Below are 24,599 nucleotides of genomic sequence, written 5' to 3' on the forward strand. Positions count from 1 at the left end.
GACGACTCCTGTCTTAGCGTGCCGGCTGAGTAGTCGCGGTGGACTGCTCAAAGTGGTAGCGACCGGTTTTCAGGCTGCTTGGCCCTTTGCGCGCGAACTTGAACATCAAGAACAGTTCGGCCACCAGGAACAGCGTGTAAAGACCGCAAATCAGCACCATGGAGAAGATAATGTCGCCGGCTGTCAGTGACGAGTTCGCCACTGCGGTTGGCAGCACTTCACCGATGGCCCACGGTTGACGCCCATATTCGGCGACAAACCAGCCCGCTTCTACGGCAATCCACGGCAGCGGCAGCCCGAAGAACGCAGCGCGCAGCAGCCATTTTTTCTCACCGATACGGTTACGAATCACCGTCCAGAAGGATGCCGCGATAATCAGCAGCATCAGTACACCGCACGCCACCATGATACGGAAGGCGAAATACAGCGGCGCAACGCGTGGAATGGAATCTTTGGTCGCTTTCTGAATCTGCTCTTCGGTCGCGTCAGCCACGTTCGGCGTATAGCGTTTGAGCAGCAGACCGTAGCCCAGGTCTTTCTTCACGTCGTTGAACTGAGAACGCACCGCAGGGTCAGTTGCGCCGGAACGCAGTTGCTCCAGCAGCGAGTAAGCCTTCATGCCGTTACGGATACGCTCTTCGTGCTGCACCATCAGATCTTTCAGACCGGTAACCTGCTTGTCCACAGAACGGGTTGCGATGATGCCCAGCGCGTAAGGAATTTGAATCGAGAAGTGGTTTTCCTGCGCATCCTGATCGGGAATACCAAACAGCGTAAAGGATGCCGGAGCCGGCTGAGTTTCCCATTCGGCTTCAATGGCAGCCAGTTTGGTTTTCTGCACGTCACCCATTTCGTAACCCGATTCGTCACCCAGGACGATAACGGACAGGATAGCCGCCATGCCGAAGCTGGCTGCAATCGCGAAAGAGCGCTTAGCAAAGGCGAAATCACGGCCTTTGAGCATGTACCAGGAGCTAATAGCAAGGATGAACATCGCGCCAGTCACATAGCCCGATGCCACGGTGTGAACGAATTTCACCTGAGCAACTGGGTTCAGTACCAGCTCAGAGAAGCTCACCATCTCCATGCGCATGGTTTCAAAATTGAAGTCTGAGGCAATCGGGTTCTGCATCCAGCCGTTCGCAACCAGGATCCACAACGCAGAAAGGTTGGAGCCCAGAGCCACCAGCCAGGTTACCGCCATGTGCTGGACTTTGCCCAGACGATCCCAACCGAAGAAGAACAGACCTACAAAGGTAGATTCGAGGAAGAAGGCCATCAGACCTTCGATGGCCAGCGGCGCACCGAAAATATCACCCACATAGTGAGAATAGTAAGACCAGTTAGTCCCGAACTGGAACTCCATGGTCAAACCGGTAGCCACACCCAGCGCAAAGTTGATACCAAACAACTTGCCCCAGAACTTGGTCATATCTTTATAAATCTGTTTGCCGGAAAGGACGTACACCGTTTCCATGATTGCCAGCAAGAACGCCATACCCAGCGTCAGCGGTACAAACAGGAAGTGGTACATCGCGGTCAAGGCAAACTGTAAGCGCGACAGTTCGACTATATCTAACATTATGACTCCTTGCTCATCGCATGAAGACTCCGAGATTGAACCCGTGAACCAGATTCAAACACATGCCCCAATACAAATTTATTTGTGTCCCGTTTCGTTACGACTTCATCCCGAGAGGAAACCATCGTCGGCAAAGGTTACAAATACGTTAATAAAAAAACCAATTTGATCCCTCAATATATTACGCCGTAATAACCATACAATAAACAGGTTTTTACTGTAGTGTCTTTACGTTTTACGACGTTGATCAATATATAGCGGAGAGGGTACTTTTCATCCAGTTTGATGTGGGGCAATTAAACTCTCTTTTGTCATCGTTTCCAAGTATTACATATTGATATAAATCAATATTTACGTTTTATGTTGAATATGTGTTTAAACAAACAATCAATGTGAATTGATTGTTAATTAAATGTTCAAACAAAGAATTTTATAGTTGCCAAAAAAGACAATATGAGAATTATAGGTAATTTTATTTAACCTAATGGCGGGAAGCAAAAAGAAAAGACAAGATGGGATTGTGTTAATTCGTTCACAGTAATTTTTAGCTAGCACATATTTAGGTATTTTCTACCCTCGCCGCATTTTCCTTCCTCTCCGGCAAACATCACGGCGTTAGTTTATGGATATAATAAACCAGGTTGATTATTTCAACATCACTTAACAACGCGCATTATCTGCCGGAGCCAACGGCTCCGGCAGCGTCGTTATGCTCAGTTTAGCTTCACACTAAACGTTCGCGACTGCCCCGGCAGGAACACTCCGGTAATACCGCTGGTGTCTAACGGCTCCCCTTTTGGCACTTCATCCATTCCCGTTTCGCTGCAATGGGCAACGCTTCGGCTAAACGAGACAGCGGCATCGCCACACAGGCTGTCTGAAGGGTTGAACAGCCGCAGAATAATTTCATCACGGTCTTCCGCTTTCTTTAATGCGCTCAGTTGGCAGCCAACCGGTGACATCGTCAACAGGCTATAGCTGTCTGGCGTCGTAAACGGCGCTTTATTGAGTTTCATCGCATCCCACGGAATTTTGTTGTAACACTGAACCGGCGTTAACCACGCGCGCGCTTGCTGCGCCAGCCCCACGCTCAACGGCGTACCGTTGTAGCTAAACATACTGAAACGCGCATGGAATACGCCGCGCATTTGTGAATCTGGCACTGGCATTTTTATCCCCGATGGTCGCCCCGGGCGGAGCAGTAAATCTTCTTTGCCCAGCAAGCCGACACCGCGCAGTAAGGTCAGCGCAAAGGTTTTATTCTCCTCCCCCACCACTTCAAATTCGCGCAGCCCTTCACTGAATATCGCCAGGCCGTTACTCCCTTCCTGCAACGCGGCATAATTCAATAAATTCCACACCGGAACCGGCGCTTCTTTCCACCCCTCTTCCTGCCAGTTCGCCATTGCCGGGTCTTGAATCGGGCGCATTACCGTACCAAACTGGGTATCCGCCAGCACTTCCTGTGTGTTGAATGGTGTAGGAATCAGTACGCGCACACGATGGTCGTCGGCCTGGTTATCAAGACGGACATCGACATCAATACGGCGGCTGTTATGGCTGAGCGTAACGGTCATTTCAACGCCTAATTCGCCGTTACGTTGCCGTGCCGAACGTTCGCTCAGGTTAGCTGGAACCGCCATGCGATAGCGAAGAATCACCCGACTTTGCCACGCCTCGTGGATAACCTGGTGCTCAACGCCCGCCCCCGCTGATGTTAGCCGCCACTCTTCGCGCGACGGCGAATAATCATATTCATCGCCGTCATCGGCGCTTTCTTCTATTTCCAGCACGCGTTGGTAAACAATGCCGGTGTCTTTATCGCGCAGGCACAGCGTCCCATCAACGTTGAGAGAGATTTGCCAAAATGCGTTTTCCAGCAGCGCAGAGGTGTCGGCAAGCGGAGCTGCCAGGTGACCCGCAACGTGCGGTTCTATATATAAGGTGCGATAGCCCATCGACGGCAGGGTCTGATAAAGTTGAATATCAAACTCCATAAACGGTTCATAGTTGCCGTAATGCACAATTTGTCGGTCAATCAGGCCAGGGTCTAATTCACGCGCGCTGCGGATAAAATAAGGAATCTCGTTGCCGTTACCGTCCACCAGGCGGAACTGGCTGGCGCGCAGGCGAACGGTAGTGTTAATCACCTCTTCGCGCGGCCACGGCATCAGGTTAAACATCACCAGCTTGTCTTCGTCGCTTTGCGGCATGTTATCGACAATTTTGCGCAGATAAAAACGCAGCAGATTGTCAGCCATATCCTCGGCAAGCTCGAAACGCGAGGCAATTTCCCGATGCACTTTGTCGCTACAGCAGCAACCAATGCTGTCGTGCGCATGGTTTTTTAAGATCTCTTTCCACATTTTTTCCAGCAAACCGTGGTGATACTCAAAACCCAACGTCCAGGCGAGGGTTGCCAGCGGTTCCAGCAGATTAACAATCTTATTTTCAATGCGCGCGTGGGCGACTTTGATATCCATACGCGTCGAACCAATAGTGCGGTGCACACGCATATATTTGCCATCAATAAACTCACCACGCAGCGTCGCTAACTCATCGCGATGCGCTTCTATGGCGCTAAATACCTCTTCGAAGCGGCTCATCACGAACTCACGCTGCGGGTAGACTTCTCGCAGCTTGTCCATCACCGCAAAGATATTTTGCTGGAGTGGCATTTGATCATGCCCGTTAGGCAGCAAAATCTCTTTCGTCACCGAGGCGTTTTCCAGCACCTCAAAGTAGCTGTCGAGCCGTTTACGCAGCCCGGCTTCATCCTCCGGTAAGTACTTACCAATCGCGTAGCCCAGCGGTAGCACCTGTGCCGCCACTTCGCTGCCATCGCTGCTTTGCCATAAGAATTCGGTTTTGTCAGTGCCGTGGCGTTCAGAACAGCCCCGCCAGAACATGGTCCGCGTGATACCAAAACCGTTATAGATATGCGGCAGTTGCCCGGACATACCGAACGAGTCCGGCAGATAGCCAATTTTCATCGGCTCACCAAACGCCATGCAGTCACGAATGCCGTACATCAGGTTGCGAACAATCGACTCACCGGCAACGATGGTGGTGTCCGTTTGCGTATACCACGGGCCGATAATCAGCTTTCCGGCTTGCACCAGCGCTTTCACTCGCTCTCGGTTTTCTGGCTTCACGGCGAAATAGTCTTCCAGCACCGCCGTTTGCCCGTCGAGTACGTAATATTTGTACTCGGCATCCTGCTCAAGGCGAGTCAGGATTTCTTCCATATTGTTAACCAACAAAATACGCGACTCTTCAGTGGTGAAATACCACTCACGGTCCCAGTGCATATGTGGCGTAATGTGAACGCGAGATACTGTTTTCATCTTCGTTTCCTGTGAAGTAAATGCTTACGGCATCACGCTATCGGTGACATATTTTCCCTGCTTAACCGCCTGGCGACGCCAGACCAGCAGAACCGCCGTGGAGATCATCGCGCCCACTAACGCAGCGCCAAACCAGCCCGCCGCCGCGACAAATGCGCTGATTCCGGCGTGGTGAAGTAAAAAGATCGAGAAAATCCCCGCCCCTGGTGTCGCCAGGCCAATGCCCATCGCGCCGACAATGGCACCAGTCACCATCGAACCGAGAACAAACGAACCAATAACCCGCAGCGGATCTTCAATCGCCAGCGGGATCGCCCCTTCGGTAATGCCCGCCAGCCCCAATAGCCAGGTCGATTTACCGGTTTCAATTTCAAACTGTTTAAACAACTGCGGCGCAATCATGGTCGAGGCGGTGACGGTAAAAGCGGAAACCATTTTGACCGAGGCGAAAATGGCATAAGGCCCATACACCCCGTTCGCCATCGCGCCCAGACAGAAGGCATAGGAGGCTTTGTTCACCGGCCCGCCTAAATCGAACGAACACATAAAGCCGAGAATCATGCCAAGCAACAGCGCATTGGTTCCCGAAAGGCCATTCAGCCAGGCGGTCAGCGAGTTGTTAATCCAGGCGACAGGTTCACCAATGACGAACAGCATCAGGCTACCCGCCACCAGCGTGCCAATAACCGGATAAAGATAGAACGTTAAAAAGCCATTGAATTTGCTGCTTAAACGCAGGTGCTGTTTCACCCAACGCATGAGATAACCGGCAATCAGGCCACCGGCGACACCGCCAAGAAAACCCGAACCGATTAAGTTCGCCGCCAAACCTGCCGCAAAGCCCGGAGCCAGCGCCGGTTTATCCGCCAGTGAATAGGCGGTATAGGCCGAAAGCACCGGAACCATCAGTGTGCCCAGCATCCCACCGCCCAATTGGCGATACATCCACAGCCAGGATTTTTCTAAGCTATACACATCTTGTAGGCCGAAAATCTGCGCAATTAATACCGCCACCGCCAGCACCGTCCCTCCGGCGACGATTAACGGCACGGCAAACGAAATGCCGCTCAGCAGCGCTTGTTTCAGGTCAGTTTTCAGCCCTTTTTTCACCTCTGCCTGTGGCTGAGAAACGCGCTGGCCTTGTAGCGGCTCCAGCGCTAACGCTTGTTCAATCAGCGCTTTTGCGTGGCGCAGCGGTTCGGCTACCGGAACGGAAATCGCCGGGATGCCGTTGAAACGTTCACTTTCTTTAAGCGCGACCTCGGCGGCAAAAATACAGGCGCGCGCATCGTTAAGCTGTTGAGCCGTTAAGCGCCCTTCAATGCCGTTGGCCCCCTGCTTTTCAACCACCACGTTGACGCCCATTTGCCGACCGGCTTTCTCCAGATATTCAGCCGCCATATAGGTATGTGCAATGCCCGCCGGACAGGCGGTAACGCAAACAATCGTAGGAGCATCTGCCGCTACAGCCGACGTAGGCTGTTGCGCCTGCACGTCTAACGCCGCTAACACGTCGTCGGCGCTGGTCGCCGCCATGACACGAGCGCGCAGTGAATCATCAGCCAGACACGTCGTCAGTTCGGTCAGAATTTGAATATGAGTCGAACCGGCTTCACTTGGCGGGATCGCCAGCAAAAAGATCAGCTCAACGGACTCCGGGCCATCAACCCCTTCCCAGCTCAGCGGTTCACTCAGCGTTGCCACTGCAAAAGCCGCCTCTTTAACCGCCGACGATTTGCCGTGCGGCACTGCCAGCCCCTCACCAAGCGCCGTTGGCCCTTGAGATTCGCGGTGAAAAACTTCCGTCAGATAAGCATCCGCATCGGTGATTTTGCCCAATTCAACGAGCCGCTGCGCTAACTGGCGAATGGCATCGTCACGATCGGTAAATCGTGCATGTACACAGACCGCACGAGGGTGGGACAAGGTCGTTAGGTTCATCATGATACTCAGAGGATTGTCATTATTGTGTGCAGCGATTGTCGCAGACAAAACAATACCTTTATGTGATCACTTTCACTAACGAGAAAATATTTGTATTTAATTTGTATTATTTACTATTGTACAAATGTCGGCATAATTCGTCCTAACCGTCTGACTTTATTGCCGACAAAAGCGAAAAAAGATGAGCAAAAAACCGATGTACCGCCATATAGCTGACATACTGCGCGCACAGATAGCGAAAGGTGAATTAAAACCGGGTGATGCTCTCCCCACCGAATCAACGCTACAGGCCCGTTTCGAGGTAAGCCGCGTGACCATCAGACAGGCGCTTAAGCAGCTGACGGAACAAGGCATCATCGAGAGTATTCAGGGCAGCGGTTGGTATGTAAAAGAGGAGCGGGTTAACTACGATATCTATCAGCTCACCAGCTTTTATGAAAAGCTCGCCGACCGTCATGTCGAAACGCATAGTGAAGTGAAAGTTTTTGAGGTCATTGCCGCCGGAGAATCGTTGGCTGAACAGCTACAGGTCGCGGCTACGGATAAAGTCTGGCATATCAAACGCGTTCGATTTATTAAGCAAAAGGCCGTCACTCTGGAAGAAACCTGGATGCCGCTGGCGCTGTTTGCCGATCTCACCTGGGAGGTGATGGAGAACTCCAAATATCACTATATTGAACAGACGAAAAAGATGGTGATTGAGCGCAGCGAGCAGGAAATTATCCCGGTGATCCCCAATGAAGAAACGGTCACCATGCTGGGGATAGCGCCCGGTAAGCCGGTACTGGAAAAAGTCTCACGCGGTTTTCTTCAGGATGGTCGTATTTTTGAATACAGCCGCAACACCTTTAAAAGTGACGATTACAAATTTACGCTGGTTGCCAGACGTCGCCATTAAAAAAGGCCATCATCAGATGGCCAACCATGTCGAAACTAGACATATAAGGCTCCCTCTTTCCCTGTATGCAACGGGAATTCGATGAGGGAGCAGAGAGGATTACTTAATAACGGATTTCAGTGCTTCGCCGATATCGGCCAGGCTGCGCACGGTTTTCACGCCAGCAGCTTCCAGCGCCGCGAATTTCTCATCCGCAGTCCCTTTCCCGCCCGCGATGATTGCGCCCGCGTGACCCATACGTTTACCTTTCGGCGCAGTCACACCGGCGATGTAACCCACAACCGGCTTGGTGACATGATCTTTAATGTACGCCGCCGCTTCTTCTTCCGCGCTACCGCCGATCTCACCGATCATCACGATCGCTTCAGTTTGCGGATCTTCCTGGAACAGTTTCAGGATATCGATAAAGTTAGAGCCAGGGATCGGATCACCGCCGATGCCCACACAGGTGGACTGGCCGAAACCGTAATCGGTGGTCTGTTTAACCGCTTCATAGGTCAGCGTACCGGAACGGGAAACGATACCTACTTTACCTGGTTTGTGAATATGGCCTGGCATGATGCCGATTTTGCATTCGCCTGGGGTGATAACCCCTGGGCAGTTCGGGCCAATCATGCGCACACCGGCTTCATCCAGTTTCACTTTCACGGTCAGCATATCCAGCGTTGGGATACCTTCGGTGATGGTGATGATAAGTTTAATGCCTGCGTCGATGGCTTCCAGAATGGAGTCTTTGCAGAACGGTGCAGGAACGTAGATAACAGAGGCGGTTGCGCCCGTTGCTTCTACGGCTTCACGCACGGTGTTAAACACTGGCAGACCCAGATGCTCAGTACCGCCTTTACCTGGCGTTACGCCGCCAACCATCTGCGTGCCGTAGGCAATCGCTTGTTCGGAGTGGAAAGAACCCTGGCTACCGGTAAAGCCCTGGCAGATAACCTTGGTATTTTTATCGATTAAAATGGACATTATTTCCCCTCCACTGCGGCAACAACCTGCTGTGCTGCGTCCGTCAGACTTTTCGCTGCAATAATATTCAGGCCGCTGTCAGCCAGTTTTTTCGCGCCGAGTTCGGCGTTGTTACCTTCCAGACGTACGACAACGGGAACGTTAACGCCCACTTCGGCTACTGCGCCGATGATACCGTCGGCAATCAGGTCGCAACGCACGATACCGCCGAAGATGTTAACCAGAACGGCTTTAACATTGTCATCAGAGAGGATGATTTTGAACGCTTCGGTCACGCGCTCTTTGGTTGCGCCGCCGCCAACGTCAAGGAAGTTAGCCGGTTCGCCGCCGTGCAGTTTAACGATGTCCATCGTGCCCATTGCCAGGCCCGCACCGTTAACCATACAACCGATGTTACCGTCCAGCGCAACGTAGTTCAGTTCCCACTGTGCCGCCTGCGCTTCACGTGGATCTTCCTGAGACTGGTCACGCATTTCACGCAGATCCGGCTGGCGGAACAGGGCATTGCCGTCAGCGCCCAGTTTACCGTCGAGGCAAATCAGATCGCCCTGCTTGGTGATAACCAGCGGGTTGATTTCGATCAGTGCCAGGTCGCGCTCAAGGAAAATAGTCGCCAGACCCATAAAGATTTTGGTGAACTGCTGAACCTGTTTACCTTCCAGACCCAGTTTAAACGCCAGCTCACGACCCTGGTAAGGCATTGGACCTGCCAACGGATCGAGCGCCACTTTGTGGATCAGGTGCGGGGTTTCTTCCGCCACTTTTTCAATTTCCACGCCGCCTTCGGTAGACGCCATGAATACAACGCGACGAGAGCTACGGTCTACAACCGCGCCCAGGTACAGCTCTTTACCGATGTCGGTAGCAGATTCAACCAGAATCTGGTTTACCGGCTGACCGTGCGCATCCGTTTGGTAAGTCACCAGACGTTTGCCCAGCCAGTTTTCAGCAAAAGCACGAATCTCTTCTTTGGTGTTAACGACTTTCACACCGCCCGCTTTGCCGCGGCCACCAGCGTGAACCTGACATTTCACTACCCACGGGCCAGCGCCGATTTTTGAAGCGGCTTCTTCTGCTTCACGCGGAGTAGTACAGGCATAACCCACCGGAGCCGGTAAGCCATAGCGGGCAAAGAGTTGTTTTGCCTGATATTCATGTAAGTTCATGTGTTCTATCCATCCTATAAAATGTTATTGAGTTGTGGTCTGGATCTTTTAGTTCTGCATAGCACAGAGCGAACCCTCTCCCCGCTCGGGGAGAGGCCGCCAATATCACGACTACACGTCTAACAGCAGACGGGTTGGATCTTCCAACAACTCTTTAATTGCCACCAGGAAGCCTACAGACTCGCGTCCATCAATCAGACGGTGGTCGTAGGACAACGCCAGGTACATCATCGGCAGAATTTCAACTTTGCCATTTACCGCCATTGGACGGTCTTTAATGGCATGCATACCCAGAATCGCGCTCTGAGGCGGGTTGATAATCGGGGTAGACATCAGGGAACCGAAAACGCCGCCGTTGGTAATGGTGAAGTTACCGCCGGTTAAGTCTTCTACTGTCAGTTTGCCGTCACGGCCTTTCACTGCCAGCTCTTTGATGTTCTTTTCAATGTCTGCCATGCCCAGCGCGTCTACGTCACGCAGAACTGGGGTTACCAGGCCACGTGGGGTCGAAACCGCCATGCTGACATCGAAATAGTTGTGGTAAACCACATCATCGCCATCGATAGATGCGTTCACTTCCGGGTAGCGCTTCAGCGCTTCAACCACGGCTTTCACGTAGAAAGACATAAAGCCCAGACGGATACCGTGGCGTTTTTCGAACGCTTCACCGTACTGCTTACGCAGGTCCATAATCGGCTTCATGTTGACTTCGTTGAAGGTCGTCAGCATCGCGGTCGAGTTTTTCGCTTCCAACAGACGTTCAGCAACACGTTTACGCAGACGCGTCATCGGTACGCGTTTTTCGCTACGACCGGCCAGCAGGGCAACCGGTGCAGCAGCGGCAGCCGCAGGTGCTTTGGCTTCTGCTTTCGCTGGAGCTTTCGCCAGATGTTTTTCAACATCTTCACGAGTGATACGGCCACCGACGCCAGTGCCTTTAATCGCGCTGGCTTCAAGGTTGTGTTCACTCAGCAGGCGACGAATCGCCGGGCTGAGCGCATCGTTGGACTGTTCTTCCAAAGAGGCCTGCTGGCGCTGCGCTGGGGTAGCTTCTTTGTTTTCAGCTTTCGCGCTGGTTTCTTTACCCGCGCTGTTGCCTTCACGCAGGCGGCCCAGAATCTGGCGAGAAGTCACGGTCGTGCCTTCATCTTCCAGAACGGCATCCAGAATGCCATCAGCCGACGCCGGTACTTCCAGTACCACTTTGTCAGTTTCGATTTCTACCAGCACTTCATCACGAACTACCGCATCGCCCGGTTTTTTATGCCAGGTTGCCACGGTCGCATCAGCTACGGATTCAGGCAGGTCGGGAACCAGAATATCTACGCTACTCATTGTGTATCCTTTAATTAATCGACGTTCAGCGCGTCATTGACCAGATCTTGTTGCTGTTTCTGGTGAACGGACATATACCCTACCGCCGGTGAGGCGGAGGCTGGGCGACCTGCGTAACGCAGAGCGGCCCCAAATGGAACTACTTCACGCAAGTGATGCTGGCTACAGTACCAGGCCCCCTGGTTCAGAGGCTCTTCCTGGCACCAGACAAAATCATGCACGTGAGCAAATGGTTTCAATGCTTCCTGTACCGCCTGGTGTGGGAACGGATACAGCTGCTCGATACGCACGATGGCGACATCTTTTTGGTCGTTTTTGCGACGCTGTTCCAGCAGGTCGTAGTACACCTTACCGGAGCACAGCACGACGCGTTTCACCGCTTTCGGATCCAGCTCGTCAATCTCGCCAATCGCTGGCATAAACGTGCCGTTTGCCAGTTCATCCATGCTAGAAACCGCCAGCGGATGACGCAGCAGCGATTTCGGTGACATCACCACCAGCGGACGGCGCATCCCGCGCAGCGCCTGACGACGCAGCATGTGATAAACCTGTGCCGGGGTAGACGGAACACAAACCTGCATGTTTTGCTGAGCGCAAAGTTGCAGATAACGTTCCAGGCGCGCGGAGGAGTGCTCCGGCCCTTGCCCTTCGTAGCCATGCGGCAGCAGCATCACCAGGCCACACATACGACCCCATTTTTGCTCACCCGAGGAGATGAACTGGTCGATAACCACCTGCGCACCGTTGGCGAAGTCGCCGAACTGCGCTTCCCAAATGGTCAGCGTGCGCGGTTCAGCCGTTGCATAGCCGTATTCAAAGGCCAGAACCGCTTCTTCAGACAGTACGGAGTCCCACACTTTGAACACGCCCTGGCCGTTATGCACGTGCTGTAACGGGGTGTAGGTAGAACCATTGGATTGGTTATGAATTACTGCGTGACGGTGGAAGAAAGTACCGCGACCGGCATCTTCACCGGACAAGCGCACCGGAATACCTTCGTCAACCAGCGTCGCGTACGCCAGGTTTTCCGCACCGCCCCAGTCGAACAGCTTCTCACCCGCCGCCATTAACTGACGGTCGCCGTAGATTTTCGCTACGCGAGACTGCATTTCAATGGCATCCGGTACGGTACTGATACGGTTAGCCAACTCCTGCAAGCGCTTCATGTCAACCTTGTTCGGGTAACTTTCGTCCCACTCATGGTTGAGGTACGGCGACCAGGTAAAGGAGTGCATGTTCATTGGACGCCACTCTTTCACCACGCATTCGCCCGCGTCCAGCGCGTCGCGATACAGGTTAACCATCTCGGTAGCATCTTCCAGCGTGGCAACTTTCTCTGCTTCTAACTTGTCAGCGTAGATTTTGCGCGGCGTTGGATGTTTTTTGATTTTCTGGTACATCAGCGGCTGGGTTGCGCTCGGCTCGTCGGCTTCGTTATGGCCGTGACGGCGGTAGCAAAACAGGTCGATGAAGACATCGCGTTTAAAGGTATTACGGAAGTCCAGCGCCAGACGGGTAACGAAAGCCACCGCTTCCGGGTCATCCGCGTTAACGTGGAAAATCGGCGCCTGCACCATTTTACCGATATCAGTACAGTACGGCGTAGAGCGCGCATCCAGCGGGTTAGAGGTCGTGAAGCCTACCTGGTTATTGATAACGATACGCACCGTACCGCCCACTTCGTAACCCCGCGCTTTGGACATGTTCAGGGTTTCCTGAACCACGCCCTGCCCGGTCACTGCGGCGTCGCCGTGAATGGTGATTGGCAGAACTTTATTGCTGCTCGGCTCGTCCAGACGGTCAAGGCGCGCACGAACGGAACCCATAACCACTGGGCTAACGATTTCGAGGTGCGACGGGTTGAACGCCAGTGCCAGGTGCACCAGGCCACCTTCGGTTTCGATGTCGGAGGAGAAGCCCATGTGGTACTTCACATCCCCCGTACCGAGGTGTTCTTTATGTTTGCCGGAGAACTCGTCAAACAGTTCCTGAGATTGTTTACCCAGGACGTTAATCAGCACGTTCAGACGGCCACGGTGCGCCATACCCAGCACCACTTCACGCGTGCCGCTCTTTCCCGCATGGCGGATCATCTCTTTGAGCATTGGCACCAGCGCATCGCCGCCTTCCAGCGAGAAGCGTTTTGCGCCCGGGAATTTCGCCCCCAGATAACGTTCCAGACCTTCCGCCGCCGTCAGTTCGCTCAGGAAGCGTTTTTTCTCTTCGGCGCTAAAGGTGGCGTGACCGGCTTCAAAACGCTGCTGAATCCAACGTTTTTCTTCGGTGCTGGTAATGTGCATGTACTCTGCGCCAATCGAGCCGCAGTAGGTCTGTTTGAGCGCGTCAATCAGATCCCCGAGCTTCATCGTATCTTTGCCGATGGCGAAAGAACCGACGTTAAAGCTCTCCTGGAAGTCGGCCTCAGTCAGATCGTGGAAAGCGGGATCTAAATCAGCCACTTTATCCTGCTGCCACAGTCCCAGCGGATCAAGATTCGCATGCTGGTGACCACGGAAGCGATAAGCGTTGATAAGTTGCAGGACTTTAACCTGCTTCGCATTCGTGTCAGGGTCGGAAATCGAAGAGGAATAACGTGAGGCATCTTTCGCCAGACGACGGAAATAATCACGCGTTGTTGAATGGAGTTGATCTGGTTTGACTCCGGTACCAGGTAACTGCTGGAACGTCGAACGCCAGTTAGCGTCTACCGAGTCAGGATCGGTTAAGAAGTCTTCATAGAGCTGTTCTATCCAGCTCTGGTTCGAGCCAGAGAGGTAAGAAGAGTCCAACCAGGCTTTCAAAGCGCTGTTCTGCATCGTGATCCCTTAAGCATTTATATGCTTACTTCGCCGTGGATACTACCACGCACACCGCTGTGCGTGCCGGGGTTCACCTGTTGCGGACTGTCGTGTCATCTGCGTCCGCTAAGGAACCTTTAAAAACTGTCGAACATAAAAGGGGCAGTTTTTAGAGGTTTCCTGCATATATCTGCCCGATGGCGCTGCGCTTATCCGGCCTACAGTGACTCGCCTGTAGGCCGGATAAGGCGTTTATGCCGCCATCCGGCATCTGTTACTTATGCGCTACGTTGCAGCAGCATCGACTTAATATGGCCGATGGCACGCGTCGGGTTCAGACCTTTCGGACATACACTGACGCAGTTCATAATGCTATGGCAGCGGAATACGCTGAAAGCATCGCTCAACCCTTCCAGACGGCTGTCGGTTTCGGTATCGCGGCTATCAATCAAGAAGCGATACGCCGCCAGCAAGCCCGCCGGGCCGATGAACTTATCTGGGTTCCACCAGAACGATGGGCAAGATGTAGAGCAACATGCGCAGAGAATACACTCGTACAAGCCATCGAGTTTTTCACGCTGCTCAGGCCCCTGAAGGTGCTCGCGAGCAGGAGGATTTTGCCCATTATTCAACAGGTAAGGCTTAATCTTCTCATATTGTGCATAGAATTGCCCCATGTCTACCACCAAATCGCGGATAACCGGCAGGCCTGGCAGAGGACGGATAACAATTTTCTTACCCGGCTGTACCAGCGCCGAGACAGGCGTAATACAAGCCAGACCATTTTTACCGTTCATGTTCAGGCCGTCGGAGCCACAAACCCCTTCACGGCAAGAGCGGCGGAACGACAGACTTGGGTCTTTTTCTTTCAACTGGATTAACGCATCCAGCAGCATCATGTCGCGCCCTTCTTCGCCTTCCAGGGTGTAATCCTGCATACGCGGAGCGTCGTCAACATCCGGGTTATAGCGATAAATTGAAAACTCGAGTTTCATTTTCCTGTCTCCGCATTAGTAAGTACGAATCTTCGGCGGGAATGCCGGGCGCAGTTTCGGTTCCATATTGACGCTACGACGCGTCATGGACTCCGACTCTGGCAGATACAGGGAGTGGCACAGCCAGTTTTCATCATCACGATCCGGGAAGTCGAAGCGGCTATGCGCGCCACGGCTTTCGGTACGGAAGTTTGCTGAAACCGCAGTGGCAAACGCGGTTTCCATCAGGTTATCCAACTCCAGGCACTCAACGCGCTGGGTGTTGAACTCGCTGGAGGTATCGTCCAGGCGCGCATTTTTCAAACGTTCGCGGATCACTTTCAACTGCTCAAGCCCTTTCGCCATCGCATCGCCTTCACGGAATACCGAGAAGTTATGCTGCATACATTCCTGCAACGCTTTGCGAATTTCGACCGGATCTTCGCCGTTACGGTTGCCATTCCAGCGGTTCAGACGTTCGAGAGAGGCGTCAATTTCTTCGTCGGTGGCATCGCGCAGTGCGCCCTGCTCGGCGATAGATTCTTGTAAATGCAGACCAGCCGCGCGGCCAAAGACCACCAGGTCAAGCAGTGAGTTGCCGCCCAAACGGTTAGCACCGTGAACCGATACGCAGGCGATTTCACCGACGGCAAACAGCCCAGGGATCACCACATCTTCGCCCTGCTCGTTCACCGTCAGCGCCTGACCGGTGACTTTGGTCGGAATACCGCCCATCATGTAGTGGCAGGTTGGGATAACCGGAATCGGCTCTTTCACTGGGTCAACGTGAGCAAAGGTACGAGAAAGCTCCAGGATACCCGGCAGACGGGATTCCAGCACTTCTTTACCCAAGTGGTCGAGTTTCAGTTTCGCGTGTGGACCCCACGGGCCATCACAGCCACGGCCTTCACGGATTTCAATCATGATGGAACGCGCCACCACGTCACGACCCGCCAGGTCTTTCGCATTCGGCGCATAACGTTCCATGAAACGCTCGCCGTGTTTGTTCAGCAGATAACCACCTTCACCACGGCAGCCTTCGGTGACCAGCACGCCCGCACCGGCGATACCGGTTGGGTGGAACTGCCACATTTCCATATCCTGCACCGGCACGCCAGCGCGGATAGCCATACCCACGCCGTCACCGGTGTTGATATGGGCGTTAGTGGTAGACTGATAAATACGGCCTGCGCCGCCGGTTGCCAGCACGGTTGCGCGGGCTTTGAAGTACACCACTTCACCGGTTTCAATGCACAGTGCGGTACAGCCGACAATCGCACCATCGGCGTTTTTCACCAGATCCAACGCATACCACTCGGAGAAAATGGTGGTGTGGTTTTTCAAATTCTGTTGATACAGCGTGTGCAGCAGTGCGTGGCCGGTACGGTCAGCCGCCGCAGCGGTACGTGCCGCCTGCTCGCCGCCGAAGTTTTTCGACTGGCCGCCAAACGGACGTTGATAGATGCGACCATCGTCGAGGCGCGAGAACGGCAGCCCCATGTGCTCCAGTTCCAGAATCGCTTCCGGGCCGGTTTTACACATATATTCGATAGCGTCCTGGTCACCAATGTAGTCCGACCCTTTCACGGTGTCGTACATGTGCCATTCCCAGTTATCTTCATGGGTATTACCGAGTGCGACGGTGATGCCACCTTGCGCAGACACGGTATGGGAACGGGTTGGGAACACTTTAGACAGCAGCGCACAGGTCTGGCCGCTTTGGGAAATTTGCAGCGCTGCGCGCATACCTGCGCCGCCTGCGCCAATAACTACAGCATCAAATTCTCTGACTGGCAGTTTCATCACACACCCCACACCACAACAAATCCATAGATAACGTAAACCAGCAGCGCAACAACAATCAGCAGTTGCAGCGTCAGGCGCAGAGCCAGTGGTTTAACGTAGTCGGTTAACACCTGCCACATGCCGATCCAGGCATGAATCAAGATTGAGAACAAAGCCAGCAAGGTGAACACTTTGGTGAACGCAGAGGCAAAGAAACCGCTCCAGACTTCCCAGGTTATCTCACCGCTCGTCGCAAAAAATCCCACCATATAGATGATGTACAGAGTCAGGACAATGGCGGTGGCGCGGACCAGGATGAAGTCATGTACGCCGTTGCGTCCTAATGCTGAGGCGTTGCTTACCATACGAGTACTCCTGCAAGAATTGAAAGCACGACAGTAATAACAAAAGAGATCATGGCGGAACGCTTACCGGCTTCGAGGGTTTCTTCCAGGTAGCCAAAATCCATTAACACGTGACGGATACCAACAACCGCGTGGTAGGCCAGCGCCGTGAGGATGCCCCACATAATGAATTTAACGAAGAAACTGCTCATGATGGATGAAGCGGTTTGGAAGCCTTCCGGGGAAGAGAGACTCGTGCCCAGCAGCCACAGCAGAATGCCGACAGCCACAAACGTGATAACGCCGGAAACGCGATGGAGAATGGACGCTATCGCTGTTATAGGGAACCGGATTGTTGTCAAATCCAGATTGACAGGTCTTTGTTTTTTCACATTTCTTATCATGAATAACGCCCACATGCTGTTCTTATTATTTCCTTCCTCCGGTCCGCAGGCGGGTCAAGCAGCGTCCTTTCTATAACTTTGCGTCATGTAAAACACTGCTTCCAGATGCTAAAACAAGACGCTAAAACGCTGGGTGGCTCGGGATTGCAGGGTATTCCGGAGACCTGGCGGCAGTATAGGCCGTTCACAAAATCATTACAATTAACCTACATATAGTTTGTCCGGTTTTATGCAGAACAGTGATCATGCTCACGATTAAAACAATTTTTTAAAAATTAATCACGTGATTTGACAAATATTAAACATTATTGTTACAACCATCACCTGTAAAAGCATATAATGCTCAAAAGTTATGGGGTCACTCTTTCACCTGATAATAAGTTATGTAACAGTGTTGTGGAGTTGACCTAATCTATCAGGACAGTTATTAGTGTTGTTCAGGTTTGAATCATCGGATTGCTAAGACCCTGATTTGCTGTAGTTTCACTGTAGATTAGACGTGCACCGTCAAGCGCCCTTGCTCTGTACCCTGGTTTCATCTTCTACAACAGAGCCGTGAGCCAAATAACAAACTGGCAACGTCGAAATATTTTTTGAATTGCAAATCCGGCATCCAGCAGTCTTAAGCAAAAAGGCGCTAAGGAGACCGTAAATGGCTGATACGAAGGCAAAAGTCACTCTATCGAGTGATACTGCTATTGAACTGGACGTGCTAAAAGGCACGCTCGGTCAGGATGTTATTGATATCCGTAGTCTCGGTTCGAAAGGCATTTTTACTTTTGATCCTGGTTTTACTTCGACTGCATCTTGCGAGTCTAAAATCACTTTTATTGATGGTGATGAAGGCATCCTGTTGCATCGTGGCTTCCCTATCGACCAGTTAGCCACCGAGTCTAACTATCTCGAAGTGTGTTACATCCTGCTGTACGGTGAGAAACCCACTCAGGCCGAATTCGACGAGTTCCAGACCACCGTCACTCGCCATACCATGATTCACGAGCAGATTACCCGTCTGTTCCACGCCTTCCGCCGCGACTCTCACCCAATGGCGGTGATGTGCGGGATTACCGGCGCCCTGGCCGCGTTCTATCACGATTCCCTCGACGTCAATAACCCGCGTCATCGTGAAATCGCCGCCTTCCGCCTGCTGTCTAAAATGCCAACTATGGCGGCCATGTGTTACAAATACTCAATTGGTCAACCGTTCGTTTACCCACGCAATGACCTCTCCTACGCGGGTAACTTCCTGCGAATGATGTTCGCCACCCCTTGCGAAGAGTATGAAGTGAACCCAGTGCTGGAACGCGCAATGGATCGTATTCTGATCCTGCACGCTGACCACGAACAGAACGCCTCTACCTCAACGGTACGTACTGCCGGTTCAAGCGGCGCGAACCCGTTTGCCTGCATCGCTGCGGGTATTGCATCACTGTGGGGGCCAGCTCACGGCGGAGCCAACGAAGCGGCGCTGAAAATGCTGGAAGAGATCAGCACCGTTCAGCATATTCCTGAGTTCGTTCGTCGTGCGAAAGACAAGAATGATTCTTTCCGCCTGATGGGCTTTGGTCACCGCGTGTACAAAAACTACGACCCGCGCGCCACGGTGATGCGTGAAACCTGCCATGAAGTGCTGCGTGAGCTGGGTTCGAAAGATGACCTGCTGGAAGTGGCGATGGAGCTTGAGCACATTGCGCTCAACGACCCGTACTTCATCGAGAAGAAACTGTACCCGAACGTTGACTTCTACTCCGGTATCATCCTGAAAGCGATGGGCATTCCATCTTCCATGTTTACCGTTATCTTCGCGATGGCGCGTACCATTGGCTGGATTGCACACTGGAACGAAATGCACACCGACGGCATGAAGATTGCGCGTCCGCGTCAGCTCTACACTGGCTACACGCAGCGCGACTTCAAATCCGACCTTAAGAAATAAGCTACGGTCTGAAGATAAAAAAGCGCCTGCGGGCGCTTTTTTTGTATGACCAACAGCCCTGTACATCTGGCTTTGTGTTGCCGGATGGCGGCGATGCCTTATCCGGCCTACATATATCGCAACGGTAGGCCTGATAAGCACAGCGCCATCAGGCTTTGTGCCTCCGGTTGACTTATCCCGTCCACATATATTGCAACTGTAGGCCTGATAAGCGCAGCGCCATCAGGCTTTGTGCCGCCGGATGGCGGCGATGCCTTATCCGGCCTACGCGGCATCAACTTAATGCTGGCATTTCGGACACCAATAAAATGGCCTTGATGCTAACATCGTTTTCTCAATAATTCCGCCGCAGCGCTCGCAGGCTTCCCCCTCGCGATGAAACACCTTAAAGCGGAACAGCGCGCCGTGGTGTTTGTTATCGTCAACCTTGCCGCGCGTGTTATAAGACAGACGCGGAATCTCCAGCAACGCTTGTGCCAGCGCATCAAGCTGCGCCTCGTTAAGCTGTGAAGCTTTATGCTGCCCGGTTAGCCCCACCTGCCAGAGAATTTCCACCCGCAAATAGTTACCCAGCCCGGCAAGAAACGCTTGATCCAGCAACAGACCCGAAAACTGGCGGTTGCGAAATTTAGCCGACAGCAGCCGCTCTTTTACCGCCTGCGGCGTCAGCGTCATATCAAGCACATCCGGCCCGACGCGCAGCAAAAACGGATGCGTTTTGAGCTGTTTCGCCGTCAGCATTTCGATATCCGACGCGCTGTACAGCAAAATCGCTTTGTCCGCCGTTTGCAACCTCACCCGCAGCACACGCGAGGTATCAGGCGTTTCTCCGGCATTCACAACCCGCCACACCCCGTAGAGCTGATTATGGCTATACAACGTCAACCCACCGGAGAAATGGGTCAACAGCGCTTTGCCGCGCGTTTCAACCTGAGTGACATGCTGCCCGATAAGCGTCGGGGCATATTGAGCCAACTGAGGAAAAGCAAACCAGGCCTCGGTCAACGGTTTGCCTTTAATCGCCACCTCCAGGCTATCCGCCGCGCGGCGGATTTCTGGGCCTTCAGGCATCATTCTGTCCTTTCTTTATTGATTCATTCCGCGTTACACACCGCGTTTATCCCCGGATCAGGCCGGATTTGGGATATCGACAAAGGTGACATCCAGATCGGTTGTCTCGTTCAGCCATTCGCTCAACGCGCGAATCCCACCGCGCTCGGTAGCATGATGTCCGGCTGCGTAAAAATGCAGTTCCTGTTCACGAGCGGAATGAATGGTTTGCTCGGAAACTTCACCACTAATAAATGCATCGACACCAAAACGGGCGGCACTGTCGATAAAGCCCTGCCCACCGCCGGTACACCAGGCTACGCGCTGCACTTTATCCGGCCCCGTATCGCCGCTCCACAATGGTTTACGCCCCAGACGCGCTTCAATCCATGAGGCCAGTTCAAGGCCGGAAACCGGCATCGACAGTTCCCCCCACAGTACCAACGGCTCAATTTCACCTTTGATGGTAATCCCCAGCAGTTGCGCCAGTTGGGCGTTGTTGCCCAGTTCCGGGTGCGCATCCAGCGGCAGATGCCAGCCAAAGAGGTTGATATCGTTGGCCAGCAGCGCCTTCAGGCGGTTGCGTTTCATCCCGCGAATTACAGGGGACTCCCCCTTCCAGAAGTAACCGTGATGCACAATAACGGCATCGGCCTGCTGGCGAATAGCTTCGTCAATCAGCGCCTGGCTGGCGGTGACGCCGGTGATAATTTTCTGCACCGTTTCCCGCCCTTCAACCTGAAGCCCGTTGGGCGCGTAATCGCTAAAGGCGGCGCTATTGAGTTTTTCATTAATCAGTTGTTCTAGCTCAGTATTTTTCATCGTCGCTCCTTTCGCCATTGATGCTGTACTACAGAATAAAATAGCGTCCTCTGGCCGTTGCGTCGATACACAATTCCTTGCACCAGCGGAAGCCGCGATTAATTACGCGCATTTAGTGCTTAAATAACACAAATTGTCTGTTTTTACGTGACCAGTTTAATGTATATTTATGCAACCATATCGCATATTGAAAAGATAATACGATTTTCATCGTATTATTACATTATTGAAACAAAACCTTGCGCAGCGTGCTGTTGTTGGGTTTCGAGGTTAGATGTGCAATGAATAAAACATCATCACAGCCCAAGGCGATTTACTACGTCGTCGCCCTGCAAATTTGGGAATACTTCAGCTTCTATGGGATGCGCGCGCTGCTGATCCTGTATCTCACTAATCAACTGAAATACAACGATACCCACGCTTACGAGCTGTTCAGCGCCTACTGTTCGCTGGTGTACGTCACGCCGATTCTTGGCGGCTTTCTGGCAGATAAAGTTCTCGGCAACCGCGTGGCAGTGATGATTGGTGCGCTATTAATGGTTGTCGGCCATATGGTGCTGGGCGCGAGTGAAATCGCGCCGATGTTCTTGTATCTCTCGCTGGCGATTATCGTCTGCGGCTATGGGTTGTTTAAGTCGAACGTGAGCTGCCTGTTAGGCGAGCTGTATGAACCGACCGATCCGCGTCGTGACGGCGGCTTCTCGCTGATGTATGCGGCGGGCAACGTTGGCTCCATTATTGCGCCTATCGCCTGTGGCTTTGCGCAGGAGCAGTACAGTTGGGCGATGGGCTTTACTCTTGCAGCCGTTGGCATGTTAGCGGGGCTGGTCATTTTCATCAGCGGTCGCCGCCACTTCGCCCACACCGCTGGGGTGAAAAAAGAAGTGCTGATGGCGAAAAACTTCCTGCTACCTAACTGGGGCTGGCTGTTGGTACTGCTGGTTGTCGCTCCTCTGTTTATCACCGTGCTGTTCTGGCAGGAATGGTCAGTGTATGCCCTGATTGTGGCGTCGATTATTGGTTTGGTGGTGTTGGCGAGGATCTATCGCCGCGCAGAAACCGCCGAGCAACGTAAAGATTTACGCCTGATTGTGGTGCTGACGTTCTTCAGCCTGTTGTTCTGGGCCTTTGCGCAGCAGGGTGGCAGTTCAATCAGCCTGTATATTGACCGTTTCGTTAACCGCAACGTGCTGGGTTATGAAGTGCCAACCGCCATGTTCCAGTCGGTGAACGCGTTTGCCGTTATGCTGTGCGGCGTGGTGCTGGCGTGGCTGATTAAAGAACAAATCACCACGCATCGCGACTTGCGTCTGTGGGGCAAATATGCGCTGGGTCTGGGGCTGATGAGTGCGGGCTTCTGCATTCTGACGTTAAGCGCCCGTTGGTCGGCGATGTACGGGCACTCCTCGATGCCGCTGATGCTGCTGGGGCTGTCGGTGATGGGGTTTGCCGAGCTGTTTATCGACCCGGTAGCGATGTCGCAGATTACGCGGATCCAAATTCCTGGCGTGACCGGCGTACTGACCGGCATTTATATGCTGCTGTCCGGTGCGGTGGCTAACTATGTCGCGGGGATTATCGCAGACCAAACCTCGCAGGCGTCCTTCGACTCTGCCGGTGCGGCCGATTACTCCATCAATGCCTACATTGATGTGTTCAGCCAAATCACCTGGGGTTCGCTGGCCTGCGTCGGCGTCGTGCTGGTTATCTGGCTTTACCACTCGGTCAAAGTGCGTAACCGCCGTCTGGCGGCAAATGTCTGACCCCGACCACGAGGCCTGATTTTTCAGGCCTCGCTCTTTTTCGCCGCTTCATAGGCGGCAAGCGTCGTAACTCTCGCCTCACTGTGGTTGACCATGGGTCGCGGATAATCCAGCATGACGCCGTGTTTATCCGCCCATGTCCAGGGCGTGTGGATCGCGTTATCTGGCACGGTAGAAAGCTCCGGCAACCAACGGCGGATAAACGTCCCCTCTTTATCAAAACGCTCGCCCTGGGTCGTCGGGTTAAAAATGCGAAAGTAGGGAGCCGCATCAGTTCCGGTAGAGGCCGCCCACTGCCAGCCGCCGTTATTCGCCGCCAGACAACCATCCACCAGTTGCGACATGAAATAGCGTTCACCGGCACGCCAGTCGATCAACAAATCTTTCACCAGGAAACTGGCGACAATCATCCGCAAACGGTTATGCATCCAACCAGTAGTATTAAGCTGGCGCATGGCGGCATCCACAATGGGATACCCCGTTATCCCCTGCTGCCAGGCCTCCAGCTCGCCAGGCTGTTCGCGCCAAAGCACGCGATCGGTCCAGTCGATAAACGGGCGGTGCTGACATAAACGCGGATAATAAGTCAGGAGATGACGATAAAACTCACGCCAGATAAGCTCGTTTAGCCACACGCTACCCGCACCACCGTCAAGCGCTTGCGGCTGCTCTGCCAGTAGTCGATGCAAACACTGGCGCGGCGAAAGTACGCCAACCGTCAGGCAGGCCGACAGGCGGCTAGTGCCTTCCACGGCGGGGAAATCGCGCTGTTCGGCGTATTCACTGGCGTGCTGCTGGCAAAACTGACGTAGCTGTTGAATCGCTGTTTTTTCATCAGTGGCAAACAGGTCACGGTCGAACGGCTGCTGCGGGTAGCTCAGGGTGATCTCCTCACTCTGCACCACAGGAGGGACTGATTGCCGAGGCTCTGGCGCACGGACACAGGTGGGGATGTGCTCCCGCAAACGTCGCAGCCAGGCATTTTTAAACGGCGTAAAGACTTTGTACATCTCATGGTTGCCGGTCATCACGGCGCCTGGCGGCAAAATGACGCTGTCATCAAACCCCTGACATACCGTCCCAATCAGCTCCCGCTCTAGCGCCGCATCGCGCTGGCGTTCGTTAAACTCATACTGGTAGTTATAAAAAAGCTGCGCCACGCCATACTGCTGACAGACGTTTTTCACCATTTCGATACTGGCAGTAAAGTCAGCAACCTCATGGAAAATAAGGGGGATATTTTTCTCCGCCAGCGCTAAACGCAGGGCATTAAGCTGTGCGGCGATATAGGCCGCCTGGCGCGGAGCCATATCGTGCGCCGTCCATTGCTGGGGCGTTGCGATATACAGCGCCAGTACCTGCGCATCGGGATCACGGCAGGCAGCCGCAAGGGCAAGATTATCATGCAGGCGTAAATCCGCGCGAAACCAGACCAGATGAGTGGACATAAATTTCCTGAATATATTTAACAATATATTCATA

General features: G+C 53.2%; 17 protein-coding genes. 3 read left to right on the forward strand and 14 right to left on the reverse strand.

The features are described from left to right. Positions 1 to 13 precede the first annotated feature (13 nt). The 3 genes from cydA to mngA form a co-directional block, all read right to left on the reverse strand. Complete coding sequence (gene cydA / locus AC6I4B_RS16025; protein ID WP_497766480.1) at positions 14 to 1,582, reverse strand: cytochrome ubiquinol oxidase subunit I; 1,569 nt, start codon at positions 1,580 to 1,582, stop codon at positions 14 to 16. 713 nt (positions 1,583 to 2,295) lie between these two features. After that, entirely contained in the window at positions 2,296 to 4,929 is a 2,634-nt protein-coding gene (gene mngB, locus AC6I4B_RS16030; protein WP_497766482.1) for a mannosylglycerate hydrolase, read from the reverse strand. 24 nt (positions 4,930 to 4,953) lie between these two features. After that, positions 4,954 to 6,870: a PTS 2-O-a-mannosyl-D-glycerate transporter subunit IIABC gene (gene mngA / locus AC6I4B_RS16035; RefSeq protein ID WP_497772202.1), complete on the reverse strand. Its 1,917-nt coding sequence runs from the start codon at positions 6,868 to 6,870 to the stop codon at positions 4,954 to 4,956. 184 nt (positions 6,871 to 7,054) lie between these two features. Between mngA and AC6I4B_RS16040 the strand changes: the two genes are divergently transcribed. Beyond that, the gene (locus AC6I4B_RS16040; RefSeq protein ID WP_497766483.1) at positions 7,055 to 7,771 is read left to right on the forward strand and encodes a GntR family transcriptional regulator; all 717 of its coding nucleotides are present in this window, start codon (positions 7,055 to 7,057) and stop codon (positions 7,769 to 7,771) included. A gap of 99 nt (positions 7,772 to 7,870) precedes the next feature. Here the strand turns inward: AC6I4B_RS16040 and sucD are convergent, their stop codons facing one another. From sucD to sdhC, 8 genes are all read right to left on the reverse strand, one after another. After that, positions 7,871 to 8,740, reverse strand: coding sequence for a succinate--CoA ligase subunit alpha (gene sucD, locus AC6I4B_RS16045; RefSeq protein WP_497766485.1), 870 nt, complete (start codon positions 8,738 to 8,740; stop codon positions 7,871 to 7,873). Further along, on the reverse strand, positions 8,740 to 9,906 hold the full coding sequence (sucC, locus tag AC6I4B_RS16050) for an ADP-forming succinate--CoA ligase subunit beta (protein ID WP_497766486.1): 1,167 nt from the start codon (positions 9,904 to 9,906) through the stop codon (positions 8,740 to 8,742). The genes sucD and sucC overlap by 1 nt, the downstream gene beginning before the upstream one ends. Before the next feature lie 111 nt (positions 9,907 to 10,017). Next, the gene (gene odhB / locus AC6I4B_RS16055) at positions 10,018 to 11,241 is read right to left on the reverse strand and encodes a 2-oxoglutarate dehydrogenase complex dihydrolipoyllysine-residue succinyltransferase (RefSeq protein WP_497766488.1); all 1,224 of its coding nucleotides are present in this window, start codon (positions 11,239 to 11,241) and stop codon (positions 10,018 to 10,020) included. 14 nt (positions 11,242 to 11,255) lie between these two features. Further along, positions 11,256 to 14,057, reverse strand: a complete 2,802-nt coding sequence (gene sucA / locus AC6I4B_RS16060; protein WP_497766489.1) for a 2-oxoglutarate dehydrogenase E1 component — start codon at positions 14,055 to 14,057, stop codon at positions 11,256 to 11,258. A 260-nt stretch (positions 14,058 to 14,317) separates the two neighbouring features. Beyond that, positions 14,318 to 15,034: a succinate dehydrogenase iron-sulfur subunit SdhB gene (gene sdhB / locus AC6I4B_RS16065; RefSeq protein ID WP_497766491.1), complete on the reverse strand. Its 717-nt coding sequence runs from the start codon at positions 15,032 to 15,034 to the stop codon at positions 14,318 to 14,320. Between the two features lie 15 nt (positions 15,035 to 15,049). Next, complete coding sequence (gene sdhA, locus AC6I4B_RS16070) at positions 15,050 to 16,816, reverse strand: succinate dehydrogenase flavoprotein subunit (protein WP_497766493.1); 1,767 nt, start codon at positions 16,814 to 16,816, stop codon at positions 15,050 to 15,052. Beyond that, the gene (sdhD, locus tag AC6I4B_RS16075; protein WP_497766494.1) at positions 16,816 to 17,163 is read right to left on the reverse strand and encodes a succinate dehydrogenase membrane anchor subunit; all 348 of its coding nucleotides are present in this window, start codon (positions 17,161 to 17,163) and stop codon (positions 16,816 to 16,818) included. The genes sdhA and sdhD overlap by 1 nt, the downstream gene beginning before the upstream one ends. Next, on the reverse strand, positions 17,157 to 17,561 hold the full coding sequence (sdhC, locus tag AC6I4B_RS16080) for a succinate dehydrogenase cytochrome b556 subunit (protein ID WP_497766496.1): 405 nt from the start codon (positions 17,559 to 17,561) through the stop codon (positions 17,157 to 17,159). The genes sdhD and sdhC overlap by 7 nt, the downstream gene beginning before the upstream one ends. A gap of 637 nt (positions 17,562 to 18,198) precedes the next feature. On the opposite strand from sdhC, the gene AC6I4B_RS16085 reads away from it, so the two are divergent. Further along, on the forward strand, positions 18,199 to 19,482 hold the full coding sequence (locus tag AC6I4B_RS16085; RefSeq protein WP_497766497.1) for a citrate synthase: 1,284 nt from the start codon (positions 18,199 to 18,201) through the stop codon (positions 19,480 to 19,482). 279 nt (positions 19,483 to 19,761) lie between these two features. Here AC6I4B_RS16085 and nei read toward each other — a convergent pair whose 3' ends face one another. Both nei and AC6I4B_RS16095 read right to left on the reverse strand, forming a co-directional pair. Continuing rightward, positions 19,762 to 20,553, reverse strand: coding sequence for an endonuclease VIII (gene nei, locus AC6I4B_RS16090; RefSeq protein WP_497772203.1), 792 nt, complete (start codon positions 20,551 to 20,553; stop codon positions 19,762 to 19,764). 57 nt (positions 20,554 to 20,610) lie between these two features. Beyond that, positions 20,611 to 21,354 (reverse strand): type 2 GTP cyclohydrolase I, encoded by a 744-nt coding sequence (locus AC6I4B_RS16095; RefSeq protein ID WP_497766499.1) that lies wholly within the window; start codon positions 21,352 to 21,354, stop codon positions 20,611 to 20,613. Positions 21,355 to 21,635: 281 nt separating this feature from the next. Here AC6I4B_RS16095 and dtpD point away from each other — a divergent pair, with 281 nt between their 5' ends. Then, positions 21,636 to 23,117: a dipeptide permease DtpD gene (gene dtpD / locus AC6I4B_RS16100; RefSeq protein ID WP_497766501.1), complete on the forward strand. Its 1,482-nt coding sequence runs from the start codon at positions 21,636 to 21,638 to the stop codon at positions 23,115 to 23,117. 23 nt (positions 23,118 to 23,140) lie between these two features. On the opposite strand, the gene phrB is transcribed toward dtpD, so the two are convergent. Then, positions 23,141 to 24,565 (reverse strand): deoxyribodipyrimidine photo-lyase, encoded by a 1,425-nt coding sequence (phrB, locus tag AC6I4B_RS16105; RefSeq protein ID WP_497766503.1) that lies wholly within the window; start codon positions 24,563 to 24,565, stop codon positions 23,141 to 23,143. Positions 24,566 to 24,599: the final 34 nt, after the last annotated feature.

This window comes from Kluyvera fluvialis (assembly GCF_059725275.1).

Bases quoted from the DNA above. Each gene is read 5' to 3' on its own strand.
- sucD (WP_497766485.1), bottom strand. From the start codon at position 8,740: ATGTCCATTTTAATCGATAAAAATACCAAGGTTATCTGCCAGGGCTTT.
- AC6I4B_RS16085 (WP_497766497.1), top strand. From the start codon at position 18,199: ATGGCTGATACGAAGGCAAAAGTCACTCTATCGAGTGATACTGCTATT.
- nei (WP_497772203.1), bottom strand. From the start codon at position 20,553: ATGCCTGAAGGCCCAGAAATCCGCCGCGCGGCGGATAGCCTGGAGGTG.
- mngA (WP_497772202.1), bottom strand. From the start codon at position 6,870: ATGAACCTAACGACCTTGTCCCACCCTCGTGCGGTCTGTGTACATGCA.
- phrB (WP_497766503.1), bottom strand. From the start codon at position 24,565: ATGTCCACTCATCTGGTCTGGTTTCGCGCGGATTTACGCCTGCATGAT.
- AC6I4B_RS16040 (WP_497766483.1), top strand. From the start codon at position 7,055: ATGAGCAAAAAACCGATGTACCGCCATATAGCTGACATACTGCGCGCA.
- cydA (WP_497766480.1), bottom strand. From the start codon at position 1,582: ATGTTAGATATAGTCGAACTGTCGCGCTTACAGTTTGCCTTGACCGCG.
- mngB (WP_497766482.1), bottom strand. From the start codon at position 4,929: ATGAAAACAGTATCTCGCGTTCACATTACGCCACATATGCACTGGGAC.
- dtpD (WP_497766501.1), top strand. From the start codon at position 21,636: ATGAATAAAACATCATCACAGCCCAAGGCGATTTACTACGTCGTCGCC.
- AC6I4B_RS16095 (WP_497766499.1), bottom strand. From the start codon at position 21,354: ATGAAAAATACTGAGCTAGAACAACTGATTAATGAAAAACTCAATAGC.
- sucA (WP_497766489.1), bottom strand. From the start codon at position 14,057: ATGCAGAACAGCGCTTTGAAAGCCTGGTTGGACTCTTCTTACCTCTCT.
- sdhC (WP_497766496.1), bottom strand. From the start codon at position 17,561: ATGTGGGCGTTATTCATGATAAGAAATGTGAAAAAACAAAGACCTGTC.
- sdhA (WP_497766493.1), bottom strand. From the start codon at position 16,816: ATGAAACTGCCAGTCAGAGAATTTGATGCTGTAGTTATTGGCGCAGGC.
- sucC (WP_497766486.1), bottom strand. From the start codon at position 9,906: ATGAACTTACATGAATATCAGGCAAAACAACTCTTTGCCCGCTATGGC.
- odhB (WP_497766488.1), bottom strand. From the start codon at position 11,241: ATGAGTAGCGTAGATATTCTGGTTCCCGACCTGCCTGAATCCGTAGCT.
- sdhD (WP_497766494.1), bottom strand. From the start codon at position 17,163: ATGGTAAGCAACGCCTCAGCATTAGGACGCAACGGCGTACATGACTTC.
- sdhB (WP_497766491.1), bottom strand. From the start codon at position 15,034: ATGAAACTCGAGTTTTCAATTTATCGCTATAACCCGGATGTTGACGAC.